Below are 20,633 nucleotides of genomic sequence, written 5' to 3'. Positions count from 1 at the left end.
GCTGGACCCGCCACTTAGCGCTGACAGTGGTGTGGGTGGGTCGGCGTCAGTGTGCTGGATTACAGAACCTCGATCTGTCGCGTGGGTAGGGTGAGTAACTTATTTGTGATCTATCCTCGTCAGGAGACTATCGTGCGGCTACGAACGTTGCTCGCCCCAATGAGCATCGCCGTTTTGGCGTTGCTCGCTCCGAGTCCGGCTTTCGCGGACGCGAACGGAACCCCCCGCACCAACTCCAGCACCAGCGCCAGCGAGGTTCATCGCATCAGTGGGGCAGCCGTGAGCTCCCTGCCGGAGGACCAGCGGAGGTTGTCGGTGGAAGGCAAACTCGGCAGCGACGGTGTGGCTGCCGGACGCCTGTCCTTCACACACAACAGCCCGTCAGGTTTATCCCACTTCACGGCCCGGTTGACATGCCTGGAGTTCAATGACGGCCGGACAGAAGTCAGCGGAACCATCACCAAGGGCGAGACGGCAGCAGGGGTTGTCCTGGACGGCAAGATGGTGGCCTTCACCCTCGACACAGAAGGTGCGCAGAACTTCTCGCTCCCCCAGATCGGTCCCGGAGCCGCCAACTGTGGGGGTGGCAGGGCCGAGACGGTACCCGTAACCCAGGCGGGCTTCCACATCCGCTGATTCCTTCGCGGTGATCCGTCCCGGCTCGTGCACGCCCTGCCCCGCGAACGGTGTGCACAAGCCGCCCCAAACGTCCCTCGCGGACGTGCCCGGACTGGGGCATCAAGCCCATGGTCACGCAGAATGCATTACTCGTTGATGCCGGATTCCTGCTAGCGGTCGGCGGCATGCAGGTTGCCGGGACGTCTCTACGGTCCGCCTTCGGGGTGGACTTCAACCGGCCATTTTCTGGCGGCTCGATCCCCAGCACACCCAACGCTGGTAATGGCCGACAGGGCAGCGCAGCTGGTGCGATCCTCCTGATGCGTCCCCCATGGGGGGACGGGATCGTTGCTTGAGGTCCGATGTCCCCGTTACCCTCGGGCGCAGCTGTCGGGCGCTGAGGTCCGGGCAGCGGCATCGCCCTCCGGTAGCCTTGCCTCAGCGGGCTTCGACGGTGCCCATCATGCCTTGGTCTTCGTGATCGAGGATGTGGCAGTGGTAGACGGTGCGTCCGGGGAAGTCTTCGAAGGCGATGAGGACTTTCACCTGCCCGCGGGCCGGGACGTTGACGACGTCCTGCCACCTCGGTTCGGAGACGTCGCGGTCACCGTCGTCGATGATCTGCATGGGCCACACGTGCAGGTGTACGGGGTGATCCATGGGGCTGGAGTTGGTCAGGGTCCATTCCTCGACTGTTCCGGCCGTGACCGGGGTGTCGGTTCGTTCTGGATCGAATTCCTGGCCGTTGATGGTGAAGACCATCATGGTGTCCTCCCCGCTGCCCATACCACCCATCGTGGCACCGTCACCGCCCATGCTGCCGGCCATGCCCATGGCGAAGTCCAGGGTCTTGCGTCCGGCGACTGGTTCTCCGCGCAGGTCCCGCAGCGCGGGGCCGGCGGGAACTGGTTGTGGGGTTTGGGCCGCATCGCCTGCCACCTCGAGGGTGAACAGCTCGGTCGCGTCGTCGTTCCCCGGTCTGTTGCCGCCCATCATCCCGCCGCCCATCATCGAGTCCATGCCGCCGCGGCCTACCGGGGCGGCAACCAGCACTGCGGAGCCCTCGGTGGTCTCGATGAGCAACTCCACACGGTTGCCGGGAGCGAGGAGCACCTCCGTGATCTCCTCGGGGACTGGCAGGCGTCCGAGGTCGCGGCTGAGCAACCGGACCTGCTGGCCCTCCAGCTGCAACCGCAGATACCGGGAGGGGCAGGCGTTGACGATCCGCCACCGTTCACGTTCCCCGGGTGCGGCGGTGAGTCGCGGGCGGACCTGGCCGTTGACGAGCACGACTTCGCCTTCCCTGCCCATCATCTGTTGCATCCGGTCGATTTCGGCCAGGTTCCCGGAAGCATCCAGGGACAGATCGGAGACCACCATGACCCGCTCCCGGGCCACCGGCACCGGCTCGGTATCCTCGACGATGATCGCCCCGTAGAGACCGGCGGCGACCTGGTCGGCGACGTGGCCGTGGCCGTGGGGGTGGTACCAGTAGGTTCCCGGTGAGTGGTCTTCGGGTAGGACAAACTCGTAGTCGAAGGTCTCTCCCGGGGCGATGCTCAGGAACGGGTTGTCGCCGTTGCCCTCGGGGGAGACGTGCAGGCCGTGTACATGCAGGTTCGTCGGGGCCTCGAGCCGGTTGGTCATCGCCACCCGGATCGTGTCCCCTGGTGCTACGCGCAGCGTCGGGCCCGGCAGGGATCCGTTGAAAGTCTGCACGGAGGCCTCACGCCCTCCGACCTGGATCCGTGTCGGTGTGGCTTCCAGGTCCAGTGCCAGTACGCGGTCTCGGCTGGACAGCACCCGGGGTTCGATCAGGTCCTGCCCTCCCACGTATCCACGACTACTGCTGGTTGTCCACCACAGCCCTGCCCCGCCGGCGGCTGTGGCACCGGCCCCTACCGCACCCAGTGCCAGCAGCTGGCGGCGGGTCAGTGGGCTCAATGGCTGTCTTCCTCCAGGGTGCTCAGCCGCTCCCGGTATTCCTCGGTGCTCAGCTCCCCGCGGGCGTAGCGTTCTTCGAGGATTTCCCGCCCACGGCCAGGACCAGTGCCCGGGCCACGGCTGTTGTCGGGGCCGGCCGTGTTCTGGGGTCTGCCGGAGAAGGCCTTCACCAGCACGACTATCAGCACGATCACCCCCACGAGCATCAGCAACCCGAAGATCCACATCAATCCCATACCGCCCATATCGTTGCCGTTCATCATGGTCGTGTTCCTCATCTCTTGTCGTACGTGGTCAGATCTCTAGTAGACACGTGTCTCTTGCCGTATGTTCTCCGGCCAGTCTCGATCAGTGGCCTCCAGGGGTGTCAACAGGGGGCATCCGGCAGGGGCCTCACCGCTGATCTTCTCCGGAGGTCCGGACGAGAGCGGCTGCGGGTTTGGCCGTGCGTGCTGCGGCGGTGATCATCCAGGCCAGGGCGAAGAAGGCGATCACGGTGATCCCGAGGAAGTTCAGGTCCACAGCGGCGACCGCCTCCAGGATCCCGCCGGAGGGCTGGAGCACTTCGGCGGCCACGGAGAGCAGACCCATCCCACCGATGAGGAAGGCGATGAAGACCGAGACACCGGTGACGACGATGTTGTAATCGACCGTGCGCCGGGCATCGCCAGTCGCCCTGCTGTAGATCCGGCTCATCATCAGCCCGTCGGCGCTGTCAAAAGCGGTCATCCCGGCGGTGAACAGCACCGGCAGTACCATCGCGGCGTACCAAGGCAGGGACGGGACCAGGGTCCCGGCCACGACGAACAGGCTGATCGAGGCCGCGGTGTCCAGGCCCAGCCCGAACAGGAACCCGACCGGGTACATCTTCACCGGACGGTCCACCGTCCGGGTGAGCGGGTGCAGCACCCGGTGCAGCACCCCGCGCCGGTTCAAGTGCGTGTGCAACTGGCTTTGATCGACCGGTCCATCTCCCATAGCGCGGCGCAGCTGGTGCAACGACCGCAGGGCCGGCAGATTCAGGATCCCGGCGGCAATCAGGAACACCCCGGAGACGGTTCCTCCCCAGATCCCCGCGGCGTGGCGCAAGGTGGAGTCCTCATCGACCAGCCCCCCGGCGAAGGTTTCCACGCCCAGGGCCAGCAGGAGCACGGAGAGCACAACCACGGAAGAGTGACCCAGGGCGAACCAGAACCCGGTAGTCACGGTGGTGCGTCCCCGGGTGAGGAACTGACGGGTGGCGTTGTCGATGGCCGCGATGTGGTCGGCATCGAAGGCGTGGCGTACCCCGAGGGCGTAGGCGCCCACGGCCAGCCCGAGAAGCACCCCCGGGCTGGCCCCGGCGGCCGTCTGGGCCGGCAGCAGCCAGGCGAACAAGGCCCCCCACCCGGCTACGTGCAAGCCCACAACGGTGGCCCCCATGCCGGTCAGACTGCGGAGCTGTTCCCGGGGGCGGGACTCGGCGGTACGGGATTCCAAGCGGGGCCTTTCCTGGACTGCAGGATTCGGAAGGGGGGTGTCCGGCGACTGGGTGCGTTGATCAGCCGGCCATGGGCAGGCCGGCATCGGCGGCCTCGTCGAACATCGCGTCGATGTGCACCGGTTCCTTGCCCGCGCGCTCGAGCAGGGACGCGGCCACGCCGGAGCGGTAGCCGGAGCCGCAGTGCACCCACAGCCGGCCTGCGGGCACCTCGTCCATGCGGGTGACGAGCTCGTGCAGCGGAATATTCACCGCTCCGTCGATGTGGGAGGCGTCGCACTCCTCCGCCCGGCGCACGTCCAGGATCGTTTCCCCGCCAGGACGGCCGGCCAATACGCCGTCCCAGCCAACCCGGGGGTAGGACGTGGCCGGAACGTTCGGGGCGAGCTCGGCGGGGTTCTCGCCCACGGCCGCATCGGGTGAGTCGATGCCGATTCTGGACAGGTCGCGAATCGCGTTCTCGACGTCCTCGCGGGAGCCGACGAGGGTGAGTTGTTGGTCATAGGGGAAGACCCAGCCCAGGAAGGTGGTGAAGCTTGCCCCGTTGCCGTACTCGAAACTGATGGTGCCCTTCAGGTGCTCGGCGGAGTAGGCCACGCGGTGGCGCAGGTCCACCACCCATTCCCCGGCCTCCAGGCGTGCCTTGAGCTCCTGGGGGTCCAGGGAGTCGGGCACGGACAGGTTCGGTTCGGTGGGGCCGGCAGCGTTGGCCGGTCCCATGTGCACGTAGTAGCTGGGGTAGGCGCTCAGGTTGGCGATGAGCTCGGAGACGAAGTGTTCCTCGTCGCCCTCGGTGTAGACGTGGTTGGTGGAGAACTGCTCGCCCAGGGTGGATTCTGACGCCCCTGTTGCCGGGCCGGAAGAGCAGAAGGAACCGAACCCGTGAGTCGGGTAAAGGGCTGCCTTTTCCGTTGCCTCTTTCGCCAGGCGGCGGGCGGAGGCCCACTGGTCGTGGGTCAGACCAACCGTGTGCTCGGAACCCAGCAGGTCCGTGCGACCCACCGACCCGTAGAGGACGCTGCCTCCGGAGAACACGGCCTGCTGCCCGTCGTGCTCGACGACGAAGGACAGGTGGTGGTGGGTGTGGCCGGGGGTGGCTACCGCCTTGACCGACAGCTCCCCGATCTGAACGGTCTGCCCGTCAGCTATCGGAGTGCGCTTGAAGGACACGTCATCGGCGCCGTTGACCAGGTAATCGGCCCCGTGCTTCCGGGCCAGGACGAGCCCGCCGGTGACGTAGTCGTTGTGGATGTGGGTCTCGGCCACATGGGTGAGCTTCACGCCCGCTTCTTCCACGATGGACTCGACGCGGTCGATGTCGCGCTGGGCGTCGATGACCAGGGCTACCTGCCCGTCGTGGATGAGGTAGCTGCGGTCCCCGAGCTGCGGGGTCTCGATAACAGTGACGTCCATAATTTTTCCTTAAATTAGCAGGGGTGTTGCTCTGTGAAGGACCACAAACAACAATTCCCCTAGGGGTATCTTCCCCGTAAAGGGTGGGCTGGTTTATCTGGTTCGGCGGAGCTTGTTCAGCACTATCTCAAGGGACAGGGAAGAAGGTCTCTTCGGGCGTTCACCGGGGACGTTTTCAGTAGCTGTGGCATGGGTGACGGGGTGCCCGTTGCGATACCATTCGGTGATTCCGCCCGAGACGTTTACCGCATCGAAACCGTATTCGGAGAGAAGTGAGACGGCCTGGGTGCTCCGTTTTCCCGATCCGCACATCACGTACATGGCGGTGTGAGGGGGAAGGGACGCCAGGTTCGAGGCCAGTTCATTCAGGGGAATGTTCCAGCTTCCCGGGACGTGGGCCTGGGCATGTTCATCTCTGCCGCGCACGTCGATTAACGGTACGCCCGGCCACTGGCTCTTCAATTCGTCGGGACCTATGCTAATCATTTCGCTCCTTTGGGCCGGACGTGGGTGGATTTCGGTGCGGCAGGGTCCTTTAGGTGGTGGGTAGGCCAGCCTGTTTCCAGGCTGTCATGCCTCCGGCCATGTTGTCTGCGGTGAAGCCGGCCTGATTCAAGGCCTCTGCGGCGGTGGCACTTCGGTTTCCGCTGCGGCAGACGGCGATCACCGGTACGGCTCGGTCGAGTTCGGACAGGCGTGTACCCAAGTCCCCGAGGGGAATATGCAGGGCTCCGGGGATTGCTCCCTCGGCGACTTCAACGTCTTCCCGGACATCGAGGATCTGGTTGGTGCTGCGGCGCTTATCGGCTTCGGTGATGGTGATGTCAGACATTATTTGCCTCCTAATTTGTTGTTGGTGCCTCTGTTCTTGGTAAAGCGGTACTTCGGGTTCAGGGGGGTTGAATGTTTCGCGTGCCCGGAGCCCTGGTTACGGTGCTCCTTGCCGCGGATCCATGTCCTGATCGGGCATGTTCGGAGGAAGAACCAGCAGATGACGGCGCCGAGCACGGCCACGGCAGCGACACCGCCGAGGATGACCCAGCGCAGATCCGCCGGTGCCTGCTGGGTTAGGACAAAGGTGCCCATCGCCAGGACGAACCAACCGAACGCTTTCCGGAGGGCGACTTCGGGGATGCGGCCGGCAAGCTTGGAACCGATGAGAGTTCCCACGATCGCAGCTGCCGTGACAGCCAAGGTCAGACCCCAGTCCAGGTGGACAGTGGTGAGGTACCCGGCGAGCCCGGCGAAGGACTTCATGGCAATAACGACCAACGAGGTTCCGACGGCGATCGACATCGGCAGGCCGCCCAGCAGGGCCAGGGCAGGAACGACGAGGAATCCACCGCCTGCACCGACCAGGCCGGTGACGAGCCCGACGACGGCTCCGTCAAGCAGCACCCGGCCTAGGGGAAGTTCGTGTTTCACCGGCTCGGCGGTGCCATCCCCACCAGTCTTTTTCCTGCCGCGGAGCATGACTATGGCGGTGGCCACCATCATGAGGGCGAAGGCAACCAAGAGGATCTGACCCGGAATGCGGCTGCCCAGCAGACCTCCGACGAAGGCGCCGACCATTCCGGCGGCGCCGAAGATCAAACCGGTGCGCCACATCACCCTGCCACCACGGGCATGGCTGATCACACTCACGGCTGAGGTGACTCCGACAACGAATAGGGACGCGGCGATCGCCTCCTTGGCTTCGAATCCGGCCACATACACCAGGATCGGGACGGTCAGGATCGACCCGCCACCGCCCAGGACACCAAGTGAAAGCCCGATAAACACCGACAGGCTGAGCACGAGGATAAGGGTTCCGGTCATGAGGCGCGCGCCTGCCCCATCTCAGAATTGGCGCTGGCGCTGGAGGTGGAGGTGGAGTTGGCGCTGGGAAGCTGCAGGATAGTTGCCTCACGGGTCGGCTCCTGTGCGGTCTTGTTCCATGGCATGGCCGAGAGGGCCTTTCCCATGGCGCAGGTGTTGGTGGCAGCCGAGAACGTCAGGCCGGCGCCGATGGCCCCTGTAAGCAGGCGCAGCTTCGGCGAGACGAACTGTCCTCCTGCCAGGCCCAGGACAACCAGAGAGCCTGCCGCGAGCCGGACCTGACGCTCAAGAGCCCAGCGCTGCCGGCCGCGGACGACATCGCCACCGGCAGTAGCGAATCCGGGCACACCCCCGACCAGGACGTACGCCGTATCGATCCCCGCACCACCGAGCCGCTGGCGGGCCTGTTCGGCGCGCACCCCGGACTGACAGACCAAAACCACCCGGCTGCCCAGACGTGCCGCCAGCTCGTCCGTGTGCTCGGACAGCAGGGGAAGCGGCACATTGTATGAACCACGGATATGCATGGTTTCAAACTCAGCCGCCGACCGCACATCAAGGATCACCAGGTCCTCATGCTCGGTAATCCAGGAACGCAGTTCCTGCGGATCAAGAGCCGTTACAGCGGGAGCGGAAGTGGTCGAAGAAGTCATGAAGGTCCTTTCAGAAACCAGGAGTTCGAAATACGTGGCCGAGTATTCCATATACCCCGAGGGGTACGCAAATAACCCCCCGGGGTATATAATTGCTACTGAAAGAGGCTGTCAGTGCCCGACGGAGTCCGGTACTGACAGCCGAACCAACGACCGAGAACGAGGGAAGAAGAGGGATATGAGAACAGCACCCAGTGGACCGGCGGACCGTGCCACGGCCCCGGTTGAAGTGTTTACTGCTGAGTCCGAAGCACAGGTCTGTCGGATCGTTCTAGGCCTGAAAGCCCATGGTCTTGAAGGGTTGCTGCAGGGCCGCTAATTTCGGGCCGGCTGGTAGGGGCGGCAGCGGGGCCAGTCCTGGGACGGCAGTTGCGTCGAAGTGCCGGATCAACTCCGGCCGCCCTCATACCCCCAGGGGGAATATAATGATAGCAAAATTGATCCTAGGCGGAGGCCACCATGCAACTTGATTCAACAGAACTGACGCCGGTTATCAACCGGCTCAAGCGGGCGCAGGGGCAGTTGGCCGCCGTGACCCGGATGATGGAGGAAGGCCGCGATTGCAAGGACGTCATCACCCAGCTCGCGGCGGTCTCCAAGGCGCTGGACCGGGCCGGATTCGCCATCATCGCCACTGGTCTTCAACAGTGCATCACCCAGGAAGACGCCAGCATGGACAAAAAGGACCTCGAAAAGCTGTTCCTTTCCCTCGCCTGAACTGCCACCATCGGAAAGGTCACAGCAAATACCCGTCAGAACGTATTGGAAGGAGCAGACATGACCTATACCCACAGCATCGTAGTGTCAGCAGCTTACGAGGAAGCAGTGCAGAAGACCCGCGAGGCGCTGGCCGAGCAGGGCTTCGGTATCCTCTCCGAGATCGACGTTCGCGCAACCTTCGAAACCAAACTCGGCGCGGAAGCAGCCCGGGACCTCGGCGATTACGTGATCCTCGGAGCATGCAATCCACAACTTGCCAGTCGCGCCCTGGCGGCCGAGCCGGACCTCGGCGCACTGCTACCCTGCAACGTCGTCGTACGCCGCGGGCCCGACGCCACGCAAACCACAATCCAGGCCATCGACCCCCAGACCATGGTCCAACTCAGCGGCAGCCCAGCCGTACAGGAAGTGGCCAACGACGCCGACACGCGACTGAGTGCAGCACTGACCTCCCTCGCAGGCAACCCCGCCTAAGAAATGCGCCAGCGGGACCCGCGACCGCTGGCCCCGGGAAACCGCAATTCCTCAGCAGAGAACAGATAGGACGTCTAACGCAGCTCCCGCTGACCTACGTGAAGCGATAGTGCAGGCGTCCCGGCTGCTGTTCACCGCCGGAGTGATGTCTCATTCAGGGCATGGAAACCTCAGTGCCAGAGTCAATGACAACCGCTTCCTGCTAACCAGCACGGGAGTTGTCAGGGACCTTCCGCCCAGAGCAGCTCGCCACAGTGACCTTCGGCGGCGACGTCGTCGACGGCCATCTTGGGCCAGAAAACGCCGAAATCATCCAAATGCATTCGGTCATCTACAACACCCGGGACGAAATCGCGGCGGTCATTGACACCCATTCCCCCGCAGCGACAGCGTTTGCATTGGCGAATGCGTCACTGCCCTGCCGTACGGAGCCCCTGCTGCGCTTCGGGCAGTCCCAGCCCGTCCCTGTTGTTCCTTGGGGCCCTCGCGGGTCAGACGTGTCCGTGAAGGGGATTGCCCGAGTCCTGGCCGAGAACCCCGGAACGAACGCCGTGCTGCTAGGAAATCACGGGCTGCTCGCCTTCGGGCCGGACCCCGTAGCAACCGGGCGTCTGGTGATTGCTATCGAAGAATCAGCCGCGGCTGAACTGGGCGCGGCAGCGCTCGGCGGCGCAGCGGATTTCCCGTCAGGTGCACTAGATGCCGTCCAGGCGGAGATGAAAACCCCGCGACGCTGATGGATGATCGCCAAGACCACCGTGCGGCGTCGCCGCCGAAGACCTCAGGTTTACTATATGGGCTTGGTTTCGGTGGTTTCATCGACGGCATCGTCCTGCATCAAATCCTGCAGTGGCACCACATGGTCAGTGATGTGGATGGTCATTCCGTAGCAACGGTGGCCGGCCTGGAAGTGAATACGCTGGCCGACGGGTTTTTTCACATCGCGACGTGGCTTCTCGTGCTGGCTGGCTCTCTTACTGCCGTCAGGGCTTGGCAGCACGGGCGGGCAGCGCCGAGCTGGAGCTTTCAGACGGGTCTGATGTTTATGGGGTGGGGGATATTCAACCTTGTGGAAGGTCTGATCAATCACCAGCTGCTGGGGGTTCACCACGTCCGTGACGATCTCGGCTCCCCGCTTTCCTGGGATGTAGGACTCCTGATTGTCGGCGCGCTCCTTTGTGTCGGCGGATGGCTGCTGTACCGGCAAGGCCTCCGCATTCTCCGGTGTAGGGCGGGCTGAACCGGCTGGCGGAACTGACCGCCAGCACAGCAAATCAGGGCAGAGTCAGCGCCGGGAGAACAAACGGGAGAAGAATCCGCCCCTAGCCTCGGGCTCGTTTTGGTGCCCGCGGCACCTCTGGGCGGCCGGCACTCCGCGCAAGATCTGGTTCACATGCTGACCGCACCCGGCCCAGGTTGTTTTTCCACATTTTTTGCATGCCACTGCACGGCACATAACGCCTTGCCTCCACTGTTGATTGATAGTCGCTTCTAATACCCCCTAGGGTATTAGATATATTAGTTACGACAAAAACGGAAGGCAACCCATGGATAAGAACCGAACGGGGGCCAGCCCCGTAACGGAGACCATCACCTTGGGGTTAAGGCAAAATATCGCCCAGTTTGTTCTGCTAGTGGCGATCAACGCCCTGGTGGGCGGCATGGTCGGGCAGCAGCAGACGGTGCTGCCCCTGCTTGCCACTGATGAATTCGGTCTGACAGGCTACTCCTTCATTTTCACCTACGTGGCCGCTTTCGGGATCTCGAAGGCGATCGCCAACTACTTCGCTGGAACCTTCTCCGACCGCTACGGCCGCAAGCCCGTCCTGCTCGCCGGATGGGCAGCCGCGGTGCCTGTACCGCTGCTGCTGATCTGGGCCCCGGGCTGGGGTTGGGTGGTGGCAGCCAACGTGCTACTGGGCCTCAGCCAAGGGCTGACCTGGTCCACCACCGTGGTAATGAAGATCGACCTCGTCGGTCCGAAACAACGTGGGCTTGCGATGGGTCTCAACGAAGCCGCCGGCTACGCAGCCGTCGCGGTGACCTCCCTGCTGGCCGGGTACCTGGCCGAGCAGTACGGGCTGCGCCCGGCACCGTTCTTGCTCGGACTGGCCTACGCGGTCATTGCATTGGTGCTGTCCGGGGGGTTCGTGAAGGAAACCCGCGACCATGCCCGCCTGGAAGCCGCCCAGCACACACCGAGGGCAGACGGAACACACAACCACCTCCACGCGGGGCTGACCGACCGACAGGTCGCTGCCCAAACCAGCCTCAAGGAGCCAGCCCTCTCCTCGGCCAGCCAGGCCGGACTGGTCAACAACCTCAACTTCGGGCTCTCCTGGGGCCTGTTCCCCCTACTGTTCGCCACCGCGGCGCTGCCCGTGGGACAAATCGGATTCCTGTTCGCCCTATACCCCGGGGTGTGGGGAATCGGCCAACTGATCACCGGTGCACTGTCCGACCGCATCGGACGCAAGCACCTGATCACGGGCGGCATGGCCACCCAGGCCGCGGCCCTGGTGATCATCGCACTCGGCGACAGCTTCGGCGGCTGGGCCGCCGGCACCGCACTGCTCGGAGCAGGCACCGCGATGGTCTACCCCACCCTGCTTGCAGTCATCGGCGATGTCGCACATCCCGCCTGGCGCGGCCGGGCGGTGGGCGTCTACCGCGTCTGGCGCGACCTCGGCTACGCGGTCGGGGCGATCATGGGCGGCATTATCGCGGACCTGGTGGGCCTGCATGCGGCGGTATGGGCCGCGGCCGCTGTTAGCGGGCTCTCGGCCATGATCGTGGCCGTACGGATGTACGAAACCCACGATCCGACCTCAGAGCCCCTGACCCGAATCCTCTGATTCCTTCCCGAGACAGGCATATGATCCTTGCCCGCCGTGCGACAGCGTCTACGACGCCGTGGTCGATGACCAGCTCAAGCGTCCCGCCCACGCCGAGACGTTGTGCATCATGATCTGCGGCAGCAAGAACGAGCACACTGTCCGGAACCGCCCTCGAGGAGAGCCACAATGAACCGGTCGCCCTGGGCAGAAGTGCGGGGAAGTCCTCAACATCCATGGCTCGAAGGTCCACTCACCCGTAATCCTCCAGTCATATGTGGCCCTCCAGCAGGTCATCGGCAATTACGGGACCTTCGATACCGAACCAGGGAAGCCATAACCACGCGGCACACCGGCGGACCAATCATGCAGGTGCACCGGCCCTCACGATTCGCCGCTGGCAAGGCCGCCATCAGCCTTGTCAGCTGGATGTGTTTACTGGACAGCCGCGCATGGGCCCGCTTTGGTCGCCGCCGTCTTCCGGTGCCTGACCGGGCGGGGCGGCGTGTGGGTGGTTTTGGTCGCCGGAGCCGTTGCCGGGGCGAAGGTTCAGCGGATCGCGGCCCGAGGCAGCTTGATGTGCATGGTTTGTGTCGCCGTAGCCACAGCCTGGTCTTGGTCCCTCGGCCGAGGCCGAGGTTACACCGAAGAGGGGCATGATCAGAGTGGGCAGTACGAGCAGCGCAGCAGCGCGTGAGCGGATGTTCATTGTGCCTCCGAAGGGGATAAATCGAGAAGAGTAGCTATCCCGCGTAGAACGTTTCGGCCATGCCACCACTGCCCGGCAACCAACTCGTTAAAAACAGCCTGCTGTGCGGCGGTCATGAGGTGTGCCGGGCGATCTGTCGTAGACCTAGGACCCGGCGAACTGTTCATGGCTCAACCGCACGGACAGCGGCGGCATACATCCGGTCCTTAGCGCTCTCTGCCATGGTAGCCTCCGACGAATCCTTAAGTAATAGTGGTAGTCCCGTTATTATTACTACGATACGATCAGTCACCCAGGCTCTCCTTTCGATCAGACGGTCGGGTCCGGCAGGAGTGGTTGGGCCCCCATTAGTGATAATGGTTGGGGTGCGCGAGGTAGTGGTAAGCCCCCCGCGTTTTCCGCCGGTCCTATGTGAGTAGGAGCGGGTTATTGAGGTCGTTCCAGAGTACTTCGTATTGGTCGGGGCTCATATAGCCGGTGTAGCTGTGCCTGCGCTTGCCGTAGTAGAAGTCCAGCCAGGCGTCCATTGCTGTGATGAGTTCAATCACTGTCTGCCAGGTCTTTCGGGTGTTCAAAAGTTCGGTCTGCATGCGGCCCCAGAAAGACTCCATGGCAGCGTTATCGTAGCAATCTCCGACGCTGCCCAACGAGGCCCGGGCAAGGGCGGTGGACCCGGGCAACGCGCGGCTTTATTTTCAGCACCTCCAGGTAGTGGTCCAGGTCGACGTTTTGTCCGCCCGTGGTGACTACCCGGGGATGGATCGCGATCAAAGTTCGGCCGTCGAAGACCGCCAGCTCCGAAGCCCGCAACGAGGTTCGAGGAGGAGGCCAGTGGCCGCGCGCAACAACACAGGAAATAGTGTCGTGGTTAGGTCGTCGTCGCTGTGGTTAGTGTGACAAGGTTTCCTCCGCGGCCGTGGCGCTGGTTGAGCGCTTCGGCTAGGCCTTTGCCTGTTGCTGCGTTGGGTTGGTTTCCGTGGGCGATGATGATGTCCCCGGCTTGTGCTCGTCCGACTTCTTGGGTGACGATGCGCGCCGGATAGGTCGCGCCGGCGTCGGCGTTGATGCTGAACCCGGTAGGTGTCTGGCCTAGGGCGAGGCAGATTTGCGTGGAGATCTCGTCCAGGTGTGCTGTGCCGGGTCTGAAAAAGCGTGGTGCTTTCCCCGTAAGGTTTGTGATCATCGTGGTGTTATCCATGATCTCGTCGTAGATTGCCCCCGGCCCTGTGGTTCCGGGTATGCCGTAGGCGCTTTGTCCGGTCACGCTCAAGGGCAGGTGGCGGGTGCCGTGGTTCGCTATTTCGAATAACGGATTTTCTGCGAGTTCCTTCGCTAATGCTGGGTTATCAGTGATCCAGCGGGAGTTGAGGAACAGGGTTGCCGGCATGTCGTGCTGTCGTAAGAGGTTCAGGATGGTGTGGTCGGCCTGGTTGCCGCCTGGTCCGCCGCAATAGTCAAGGGTTAGTGCTACTCCAGTAGCGCCCGCGGGTAGGGTGCTGATCACTCCTGGGACGTCTAATCCCCAGTGCTGTGGCACTTTTGCGTTGAATCTTTCGATGATTTCGTCACGGGTCGGCGTGACGAGCTGCGGCTCCGGGTGTGGGCTCGATGGGGTTGGTTCGGGAGATGGTGACGGTGTTTCTGTCGGCCGCCCGCTGGTCGCAGGTGGAGTGCCAGAGGCCTGCGTTTGCGGAGCTTTGGCTGCGCATCCGGCCACGGTCATTGCGAGACCGGCAAGGATCAGTGCCCTGCGCCCGGCATTGAATTGCATGTCGTCTCCCTCACTCCCGTAACACCAAGATTTATTGATCGTCCTGCTCTAGTCTCCCTGATCGAGCCGAGAAAAAGGGGCCCTTCACATTTAAGCATGGGTAGCGGGTTTGGCCCGGTAGGGGCGGTGGCCGCCGGCAGCGAGTAGGCATCGGAGTCGGTGGTTGGTGAAGTTGCGGAAGCCTCGGGCGATCCTACGGGTGGTTTCGATGACGCCGTTAGTGGCTTCGGAGGGGCCGTTGGAGGCGTCGTTGGTGTCGAAACAGGCCAGAATCACGCTCTTCCAGCTGCGCAGGGTCCGGCCTCGCCGTTCAATGCCTGAAAATGAGAGACGTCTTCGACATCGGCAGGACGGATCATGAGCTCGGTTCTGTATCGAGCAGGGCCAACCCGCGCCTTACCTGACGCGCCGGTTCTTCGAGCTGTTGGAGGGGTACCCGCTTTCAGTCCGCATCAATGCGGAAGGAGTCATCCTAGAAGCGGGGAAAAACGTGCAGGCGAGAGTGAAACACTTCCTGGAATGCGGCCTCGCCGTCCGCCAGGAACAGGTTGACCCCTTCGCACTGCAGTCCACTACGCCGCAGTGCTCTCGCCAGCCGGTGAGCAATGCGGAACAGGTGAGCACCTACCTCCGGCTCGACATCCTCCAGATACGAACAATGCTTCCGCGGAATGACCAGCACATGACCAGGGGTAACGAGGCTCGTATCCATGAAGGCCATCACCACGTCGTCCTCGAAGACAATGTTCGATCCCGCCTCACCGGAGACGATAGCTACTGCAAAAATGAGGGCGCTCAAACCGGGCGATCTCGCCGGTAACAGCGCATATGACGCTCCTGTGAATCGTGAGTTCAGGCAGCAGTGGGGAAGAAGTGTTCGGTGAGACGTTCCGATGGCTCGGGATGTACCTTCAGCAAACTGGCGAGCCTGTACCTTGCAACATGCAATGCTGTGGCTCACCCACAGATGGACGGCTTTGAGCTGGACCGCAAGGGCTCCACCCGCCCACAGGTGGATGACCCACAACAGCGAGTAGAACTGGTGGCATGGCTGAGTGTGGTGATGGATATTACAAGTCTTGTATTGCAATCTAATGCGACGCTGTACCCGCTGCTCCGCGGGCTACGACGAAGGAGCAGCGGGCGATGGGTTCAAAGCTCAGCGAAGTCCGAGCGACGCGCTAGCTGACGCCGTTTTTCAACCCAAAGAGGATGCGTCACCCGAGGACACGCATATTGTCTGCATAAGGGCCTCTACTGGAGCTGTGAGCATTTCTTGGCATTTTTCTTGGAAGACATACTTAGAGGTATGACTCCGGGCGAAAACAGTTTTCCCGAACAGGGGAGTGAGGAAGCTGCGGCTCAGGCCGAGGTCGCCATCGCTGCCTTTAAGTTCCTGAGCGCTGTTTATCGCGGTGACCTGATACAGGCCTGGGGGTACATGCACCCGATCCTCTGTTTGTGCTGGGCGCAGGCTTGGGTCGAAGCGAACCGGGAGAGTCTGATCGCTAGCGGGCATGATCCTGAGAGAACCGCTCATGCTCTGGCTTCGAGTGCGGGTGGTAACCATGAGCTATGGGAGCATTTCGCTAGAGTGATGCTGCACGAAATGCGTGAAGCGTTCCCCCTTGACCCTGACGTGGCTGGCATCGGAGCAAACCTGCGGGCAGTAGCGCTGGATACCGAACTTCTCTATGTTCACCCACTACCGCCAACAAGCGGGGTATGGGAACCTGACGAATTTCTCGAGGCCTATCCTCTCGTGATGAACCTCAACGATGACCGATGGACTGTCCTGAACTGGGGATACGATGCAATCCCGATTCCCGGATTCCCTCCGATCCTCGATGGAGCCTCACTCGGCAACGACTAAGCAATCAACGGACTGTTCGTCCGCCCTATGAGCGCCTGTGTCCCGGCAGATTTCTACTGCCCTGGCACACGCTCATAAGTGGTCATTGAGCAGAACCAAGGAACCACGCCCTCGATGCCGATCGACAGCCGACAGAGGGACTGTAAGAAAAACGGTGTGTGAGGGTCTGGCCTGATCCGAGAGGAGATGGCCGTGAACGACTTCACGACCGAAGTATTAGAGGCGATGATCGATCCTGTGACGGGAGAGATCATCGATCAGAAGGAGATTGCCGAGCGGCTGCTCGCCCAGGCCAAGGAGCAGGGCGTGAGCCTGGTGGGCCCGGGTGGGCTGTTGAACCAGCTCACGAAGAGCGTGCTCGAGACGGCGTTGGAAGCCGAGCTCACGGAGCACCTCGGGCACGAGCACGGTCAGACGCCTATCGCGGCAAACATGCGCAACGGCACCCGAGTGAAGACCGTGCTGACCGAGATCGGCCCGGTCGAGATCGAGGTGCCTAGGGACCGGGATGGGTCGTTCGAGCCGGTGATCGTGCCCAAACGGAAACGACGCTTGGACGGAATTGATCAGATCGTGCTCTCGCTCTCGGCCCGCGGGCTGACCACCGGGGAGATCGCCGCGCATCTCGAGGAGGTCTACGGGGCGCGGGTTTCCAAGGACACCATCAGCCGGATCACTTCAGAAGGTCGCCGGGGAACTGGCTGAGTGGTCCTCCCGGCCGCTGGACCCGCTCTATCCGGTTCTGTTCGTCGACGCGATCGTGGTCAAGGTCCGCGACGGGCAGGTGCGCAACACCCCGTTCTACGTCGTCATGGGCGTCACCACGAACGGGGAGCGGGAGATCCTTGGCATCTGGGCCGGCGACGGAGGTGAAGGAGCGAGGTTCTGGCTGCAGGTTTTCAGCGAGCTTAAGAACCGTGGCATCGAGGACGTGCTCATCGCCGTCTGTGACGGCCTCAAGGGCCTGCCCGAGGCGATCAACACGACGTGGGAGCGGACCGCGGTGCAGCAATGCATCGTGCACCTGATCCGCAACAGCTTCCGCTACGCCGGCCGACAGCACCGCGACGGAATCGTCAAAGCCCTCAAACCCGTCTACACGGCCCCGAGTGAGGCCGCGGCGAAGGACCGGTTTCAGGAGTTCGCTGCGGAATGGGGTGACAGGTATCCGGCGATCGTGAAGCTCTGGGAGTCCGCATGGGCTTCAGTTCGTACCCTTCCTTGAATACGATGTGGAGATCCGGCGGGTCATCTGCACGACGAATGCGATCGAGTCGATCAATGCCCGCTATCGGCGGGCGGTGCGGGCCAGGGGTCACTTCCCGAACGAGACCGCGGCCCTAAAGTGCCTTTACCTCGTCACCCGGTCTCTTGACCCCACCGGCGGCGGCAGAGCACGCTGGGTGATCAGGTGGAAGCCCGCCCTCAATGCGTTCGCGATCACCTTTGCAGGACGGTTCGAAAGAATTACTCACTGATTAAGATCGCCGGACCCCACACACCGTTTATCGGACAGTCCCCCGACAGAGGGTGGGTGAGCTGAGAAAAATGGGCGAAAAGCCGAACAGTTTAGAGTGCAATCGCTAACGTTAACCGGCAACATGTCGTGTTACGTCAGCCTCTGCCCGCTGGGTTCAATTCCGAGCGGAGCTGGGTCGTTCCTGGAGCGTTGATCCGATTCTCTCGGTGGAGGCGAACCAGGAGAGCAGATCTGGGTCTATGGCGCCGATGACGGTGCGCATGTTCACCAGTTGTGCTTGAACGTTGCTGTTGATCAGCGGTTCCAGGTGGGCGACCCGGTTGCGGAGGCGGTAAATGCCCTCGACTGCGTGTTCCAGCTGGCGCGGCGTTCGTTTCAGGTACGGGAATGCTTCGTTGAGGGCTTCATCCCAGAGGCGTTGTTTACCGGCGTCGCTACGGCTGGGAAGGATGAATCGCCACGTGCCAAGCGACATGGCTGCAAGAATGTCCGCGTGGTGTGGATCCCGCTGACCTTCCGGACGCCGTGTGGTCGATTTCAGTGCGCGCCGTCGTGCTTCGGGGATGTCACGGCCGACAATTCGGATGAGGAGGGCAGAGGGATCCAAAAGCCAGTCCGCTAGGTGGAGCCGGCCGTGATTTGGATCTGGCTGGGATGCGTTCCACAGGCAGAGTTTCTCGTCGAGTGCGTTACGGAGAAGAACTTCGAAGACGTGAAGGGCTTCGTAGACTGCACCTGAGAGATCTATGTTCCATCGGTAGAGGTGGATGGCATCGTGGAGGTTTCCTTCGACGTGCAGGTAGGGCGCCAGTCTTTCCGGGCTGAGTCGCTTAAACAGGATCTGCTCGATGGCTGGTTGGTGTGCTGTTCCCACAGGAGTAAACTGTAGGCGAAGGCAGGGACAGGTTCTCTGTTACGGATTACTGAGGGTCCCGCGGCCAGGAGCTGCGGGGCCCTCAGCCGTTAATAGCCGTGGCTTTCGACTCCGTCATGGCAGCGCTGATCCCGGTAAGAGCACCCGCGTCGCTGAAGTCCCGGCTGCTGGACTACAGATCGATTATGCACGCGCGGCGTGGAGTACGGTTGTGGAATCAGTTATGAAACGCAGAATGGCCGTTCTGCGAGCACGGGAGACCGCCGGGGGGGCGGCGTTCCTTTTCCAAGGAACTGGGACGCTACCCTGATGGTCATTCAGCGTGTGACTCTCAGTCAGGAATGGCGGTTAAATTGACGGCGATGCTTCGAACACCAAGCTGCGGCGGCGCAGGGTTTCCGTTCGCCGGACGGTCCTAGATGCCGCGAGTGGGGTAATAGGGGTAGCCCGGATAGGCGTAGCCGATGCCCCAGAACGGCGTGTATCCGTAATAACCGTATACATCCTCGTAATACGCGCTGTCTTCGACCAGGTCCGGGTCGTAGACGGGCGCGCCGGCCACATGTCCTCGGTCCTGGCTGATGGTCACCACATCGGCCGTCACCGCCGTAATGGCGTCGACGGGGATGAGAGACTGTTTTTCACCCAAACCCAGGAAACCGCCCGAGGCTACCCGCAGGAAACGCACCTTGTGCTCCCGGTCATCGATCATCAGATCGTCTACTTTGCCCAGATCCTCGCCATTTTTGTCCTTGACGTCGCGTCCGCGCACATCTGCATCATCGAGTGCGACGGTCTGGTCCGTGTCGCTGAGCTTGACGATCGTCCCGGTCTCATCTGAAGCCATGACGGATCCTCCTCCTGGTTAATCCCGTGAGAATTGGTCCATCAACACTAAGCACGCTGAGGCAACCATTACAACCACTACAGCTGTTGCGCAATCTTCTTTGCCGCAGCACTGTCCGGACCTGGCGGCGGTACGAAGACGGCCGCGGTAGTACCGTAGCTCGTTGATGGAATCTTGAATATCGCCGCGCGCCCGATGGCCGCCGTTCTTGGCCGGTGCCTGGAAGTACGCCCGCTGATACCAACGCCGGGCAAGTTCTTTGATTGTGGAGAAATCAATGATGCAACCGCGCCTTATTCAGTTCGGGTACCCACTTGGTGATGTAGGCGAGCACCTGCTCCTGTGCCGCGGCCATCGAAATACCCTGGGGAAGTTCGTCGAGCAGTTTGGGGGTCACATACATCTTGTGACTGTCAGTTGGAAATGGCGGGTTCGTGACAGTTCATTTGGCGGTCCTGGACCTCATCCCACGGACCGCTTACTGTGCCATGCGAGGCAACCCCCGAGGCAACCCCCGAGGCGACGTCATCAGGAACCGCCATTCCCAACTGTGAAGAAGCCGCGAGACTAAGTTAACAGTCACTGTCGTTTTTCGAAGTCGTTTGCACGGGCTTCCGCGAAAGTACAGGGGTTGTGCAGGCGGGTGTGAACAGTTGGGTGTTCGAACCCGCCTGCACAACAGGTATTTCGTGTCGAAGTCGTCTGCACTACCGTTAACTATGGCTCCGGGGATCCCGCACCGTGGGTGACGGGCATGGCTAAAGATCAACCGCCGATCGTTGAGCGTGGCCTACTGGCTATGTCCGATGCGGCATGGGATCAGGCGGTACGACAAACAGCCGCCATCACCCCGTTGGCCGCTTTGGATCTCGTCGGCCAGGTCACGGCCGATGACGCGGCCGCTGCTGGGTGTATCCCGCCGGCAGGTATACGTGCTGATCGACCGATAACGAAGGGTGCCGTCCGACTGTGAGCTGAAACGTAAGCCGGTGGTTTTTGCGGGGCGGCGCCTCAGGCCCACACGGCAGTTGGGACTGCCCAGGGTTTGGTTGACACCTGACCTGTGAGGATTTGTTCTCACTGGAAGGATGTCAATTATGGCAAAGGCATATCCGAAAGAGTTCC

The 20,633-nt window shown here is 62.4% G+C and carries 21 protein-coding genes and 3 pseudogenes; 8 read left to right on the top strand and 16 right to left on the bottom strand.

Going from position 1 to position 20,633, the window contains the following annotated elements; genetic code table 11:
- Nucleotides 1-132: 132 nt before the first annotated feature.
- Nucleotides 133-636 (top strand): hypothetical protein, encoded by a 504-nt coding sequence (locus IWX75_RS15980; RefSeq protein ID WP_196823250.1) that lies wholly within the window; start codon nucleotides 133-135, stop codon nucleotides 634-636.
- A 420-nt stretch (nucleotides 637-1,056) separates the two neighbouring features.
- Here IWX75_RS15980 and IWX75_RS15975 read toward each other — a convergent pair whose 3' ends face one another.
- The 8 genes from IWX75_RS15975 to IWX75_RS15940 all read right to left on the bottom strand — a co-directional run bounded on the left by IWX75_RS15975 (nucleotide 1,057) and on the right by IWX75_RS15940 (nucleotide 7,926).
- Entirely contained in the window at nucleotides 1,057-2,562 is a 1,506-nt protein-coding gene (locus IWX75_RS15975; protein WP_196823249.1) for a multicopper oxidase family protein, read from the bottom strand.
- Entirely contained in the window at nucleotides 2,559-2,825 is a 267-nt protein-coding gene (locus IWX75_RS15970; RefSeq protein ID WP_196823248.1) for an SHOCT domain-containing protein, read from the bottom strand. The genes IWX75_RS15975 and IWX75_RS15970 overlap by 4 nt, the downstream gene beginning before the upstream one ends.
- 130 nt (nucleotides 2,826-2,955) lie before the next feature.
- The gene (locus IWX75_RS15965) at nucleotides 2,956-4,041 is read right to left on the bottom strand and encodes a HoxN/HupN/NixA family nickel/cobalt transporter (protein ID WP_196823247.1); all 1,086 of its coding nucleotides are present in this window, start codon (nucleotides 4,039-4,041) and stop codon (nucleotides 2,956-2,958) included.
- Between the two features lie 61 nt (nucleotides 4,042-4,102).
- Nucleotides 4,103-5,455: an MBL fold metallo-hydrolase gene (locus tag IWX75_RS15960; RefSeq protein ID WP_196823246.1), complete on the bottom strand. Its 1,353-nt coding sequence runs from the start codon at nucleotides 5,453-5,455 to the stop codon at nucleotides 4,103-4,105.
- Nucleotides 5,456-5,548: 93 nt separating this feature from the next.
- On the bottom strand, nucleotides 5,549-5,941 hold the full coding sequence (locus tag IWX75_RS15955; RefSeq protein ID WP_196823245.1) for a rhodanese-like domain-containing protein: 393 nt from the start codon (nucleotides 5,939-5,941) through the stop codon (nucleotides 5,549-5,551).
- A 49-nt stretch (nucleotides 5,942-5,990) separates the two neighbouring features.
- Nucleotides 5,991-6,287 (bottom strand): rhodanese-like domain-containing protein, encoded by a 297-nt coding sequence (locus IWX75_RS15950; protein ID WP_196823244.1) that lies wholly within the window; start codon nucleotides 6,285-6,287, stop codon nucleotides 5,991-5,993.
- Nucleotides 6,287-7,273, bottom strand: coding sequence for a sulfite exporter TauE/SafE family protein (locus tag IWX75_RS15945; protein ID WP_196823243.1), 987 nt, complete (start codon nucleotides 7,271-7,273; stop codon nucleotides 6,287-6,289). The genes IWX75_RS15950 and IWX75_RS15945 overlap by 1 nt, the downstream gene beginning before the upstream one ends.
- On the bottom strand, nucleotides 7,270-7,926 hold the full coding sequence (locus tag IWX75_RS15940) for a rhodanese-like domain-containing protein (protein WP_196823242.1): 657 nt from the start codon (nucleotides 7,924-7,926) through the stop codon (nucleotides 7,270-7,272). Before IWX75_RS15940 ends, IWX75_RS15945 begins: the two co-directional genes overlap by 4 nt.
- A gap of 459 nt (nucleotides 7,927-8,385) precedes the next feature.
- Here IWX75_RS15940 and IWX75_RS15935 point away from each other — a divergent pair, with 459 nt between their 5' ends.
- From IWX75_RS15935 to IWX75_RS15915, 5 genes are all read left to right on the top strand, one after another.
- Complete coding sequence (locus tag IWX75_RS15935) at nucleotides 8,386-8,643, top strand: metal-sensitive transcriptional regulator (protein WP_196823241.1); 258 nt, start codon at nucleotides 8,386-8,388, stop codon at nucleotides 8,641-8,643.
- A gap of 60 nt (nucleotides 8,644-8,703) precedes the next feature.
- On the top strand, nucleotides 8,704-9,120 hold the full coding sequence (locus tag IWX75_RS15930; protein WP_196823240.1) for a DUF302 domain-containing protein: 417 nt from the start codon (nucleotides 8,704-8,706) through the stop codon (nucleotides 9,118-9,120).
- 218 nt (nucleotides 9,121-9,338) lie between these two features.
- On the top strand, nucleotides 9,339-9,857 hold the full coding sequence (locus tag IWX75_RS15925) for a class II aldolase/adducin family protein (protein ID WP_196823239.1): 519 nt from the start codon (nucleotides 9,339-9,341) through the stop codon (nucleotides 9,855-9,857).
- Entirely contained in the window at nucleotides 9,857-10,360 is a 504-nt protein-coding gene (locus IWX75_RS15920) for a DUF2243 domain-containing protein (protein WP_196823238.1), read from the top strand. Before IWX75_RS15925 ends, IWX75_RS15920 begins: the two co-directional genes overlap by 1 nt.
- A gap of 307 nt (nucleotides 10,361-10,667) precedes the next feature.
- The gene (locus IWX75_RS15915) at nucleotides 10,668-11,975 is read left to right on the top strand and encodes an MFS transporter (protein ID WP_196823237.1); all 1,308 of its coding nucleotides are present in this window, start codon (nucleotides 10,668-10,670) and stop codon (nucleotides 11,973-11,975) included.
- A 1,095-nt stretch (nucleotides 11,976-13,070) separates the two neighbouring features.
- Here the strand turns inward: IWX75_RS15915 and IWX75_RS15910 are convergent.
- From IWX75_RS15910 to IWX75_RS15890, 5 genes and pseudogenes are all read right to left on the bottom strand, one after another.
- On the bottom strand, nucleotides 13,071-13,253 hold the full coding sequence (locus IWX75_RS15910; protein WP_442858995.1) for a hypothetical protein: 183 nt from the start codon (nucleotides 13,251-13,253) through the stop codon (nucleotides 13,071-13,073).
- A gap of 6 nt (nucleotides 13,254-13,259) precedes the next feature.
- Nucleotides 13,260-13,512: pseudogene (locus IWX75_RS15905) on the bottom strand (IS21 family transposase); the annotation flags it as partial.
- A gap of 19 nt (nucleotides 13,513-13,531) precedes the next feature.
- Nucleotides 13,532-14,434, bottom strand: a complete 903-nt coding sequence (locus tag IWX75_RS15900; protein ID WP_334684409.1) for a polysaccharide deacetylase family protein — start codon at nucleotides 14,432-14,434, stop codon at nucleotides 13,532-13,534.
- A gap of 90 nt (nucleotides 14,435-14,524) precedes the next feature.
- Nucleotides 14,525-14,749, bottom strand: coding sequence for a transposase (locus tag IWX75_RS15895; protein WP_334684411.1), 225 nt, complete (start codon nucleotides 14,747-14,749; stop codon nucleotides 14,525-14,527).
- A 157-nt stretch (nucleotides 14,750-14,906) separates the two neighbouring features.
- Nucleotides 14,907-15,233: an HIT family protein gene (locus IWX75_RS15890; RefSeq protein ID WP_196823235.1), complete on the bottom strand. Its 327-nt coding sequence runs from the start codon at nucleotides 15,231-15,233 to the stop codon at nucleotides 14,907-14,909.
- A 510-nt stretch (nucleotides 15,234-15,743) separates the two neighbouring features.
- Here IWX75_RS15890 and IWX75_RS15885 point away from each other — a divergent pair.
- Both IWX75_RS15885 and IWX75_RS15880 read left to right on the top strand, forming a co-directional pair.
- Nucleotides 15,744-16,307 (top strand): hypothetical protein, encoded by a 564-nt coding sequence (locus IWX75_RS15885; RefSeq protein WP_196823234.1) that lies wholly within the window; start codon nucleotides 15,744-15,746, stop codon nucleotides 16,305-16,307.
- A gap of 225 nt (nucleotides 16,308-16,532) precedes the next feature.
- Nucleotides 16,533-17,785 (top strand): annotated as a pseudogene (locus tag IWX75_RS15880) (IS256 family transposase).
- 156 nt (nucleotides 17,786-17,941) lie between these two features.
- Here the strand turns inward: IWX75_RS15880 and IWX75_RS15875 are convergent.
- From IWX75_RS15875 to IWX75_RS15865, 3 genes and pseudogenes are all read right to left on the bottom strand, one after another.
- The gene (locus tag IWX75_RS15875; protein WP_196823233.1) at nucleotides 17,942-18,661 is read right to left on the bottom strand and encodes an Abi family protein; all 720 of its coding nucleotides are present in this window, start codon (nucleotides 18,659-18,661) and stop codon (nucleotides 17,942-17,944) included.
- Between the two features lie 415 nt (nucleotides 18,662-19,076).
- On the bottom strand, nucleotides 19,077-19,508 hold the full coding sequence (locus tag IWX75_RS15870) for a PRC-barrel domain-containing protein (protein ID WP_196823232.1): 432 nt from the start codon (nucleotides 19,506-19,508) through the stop codon (nucleotides 19,077-19,079).
- A 77-nt stretch (nucleotides 19,509-19,585) separates the two neighbouring features.
- A pseudogene (locus tag IWX75_RS15865) lies at nucleotides 19,586-19,911 on the bottom strand (oligoribonuclease); the annotation flags it as partial.
- Nucleotides 19,912-20,633: the final 722 nt, after the last annotated feature.

Source organism: Arthrobacter sp. CAN_A6 (assembly GCF_015751715.1).
In the GTDB taxonomy this organism is placed as follows: Bacteria; Actinomycetota; Actinomycetes; order Actinomycetales; family Micrococcaceae; genus Arthrobacter_D.
Note: the sequence above shows the minus strand (reverse complement) of the source record. Positions and strands in the feature narration are given on the sequence as shown.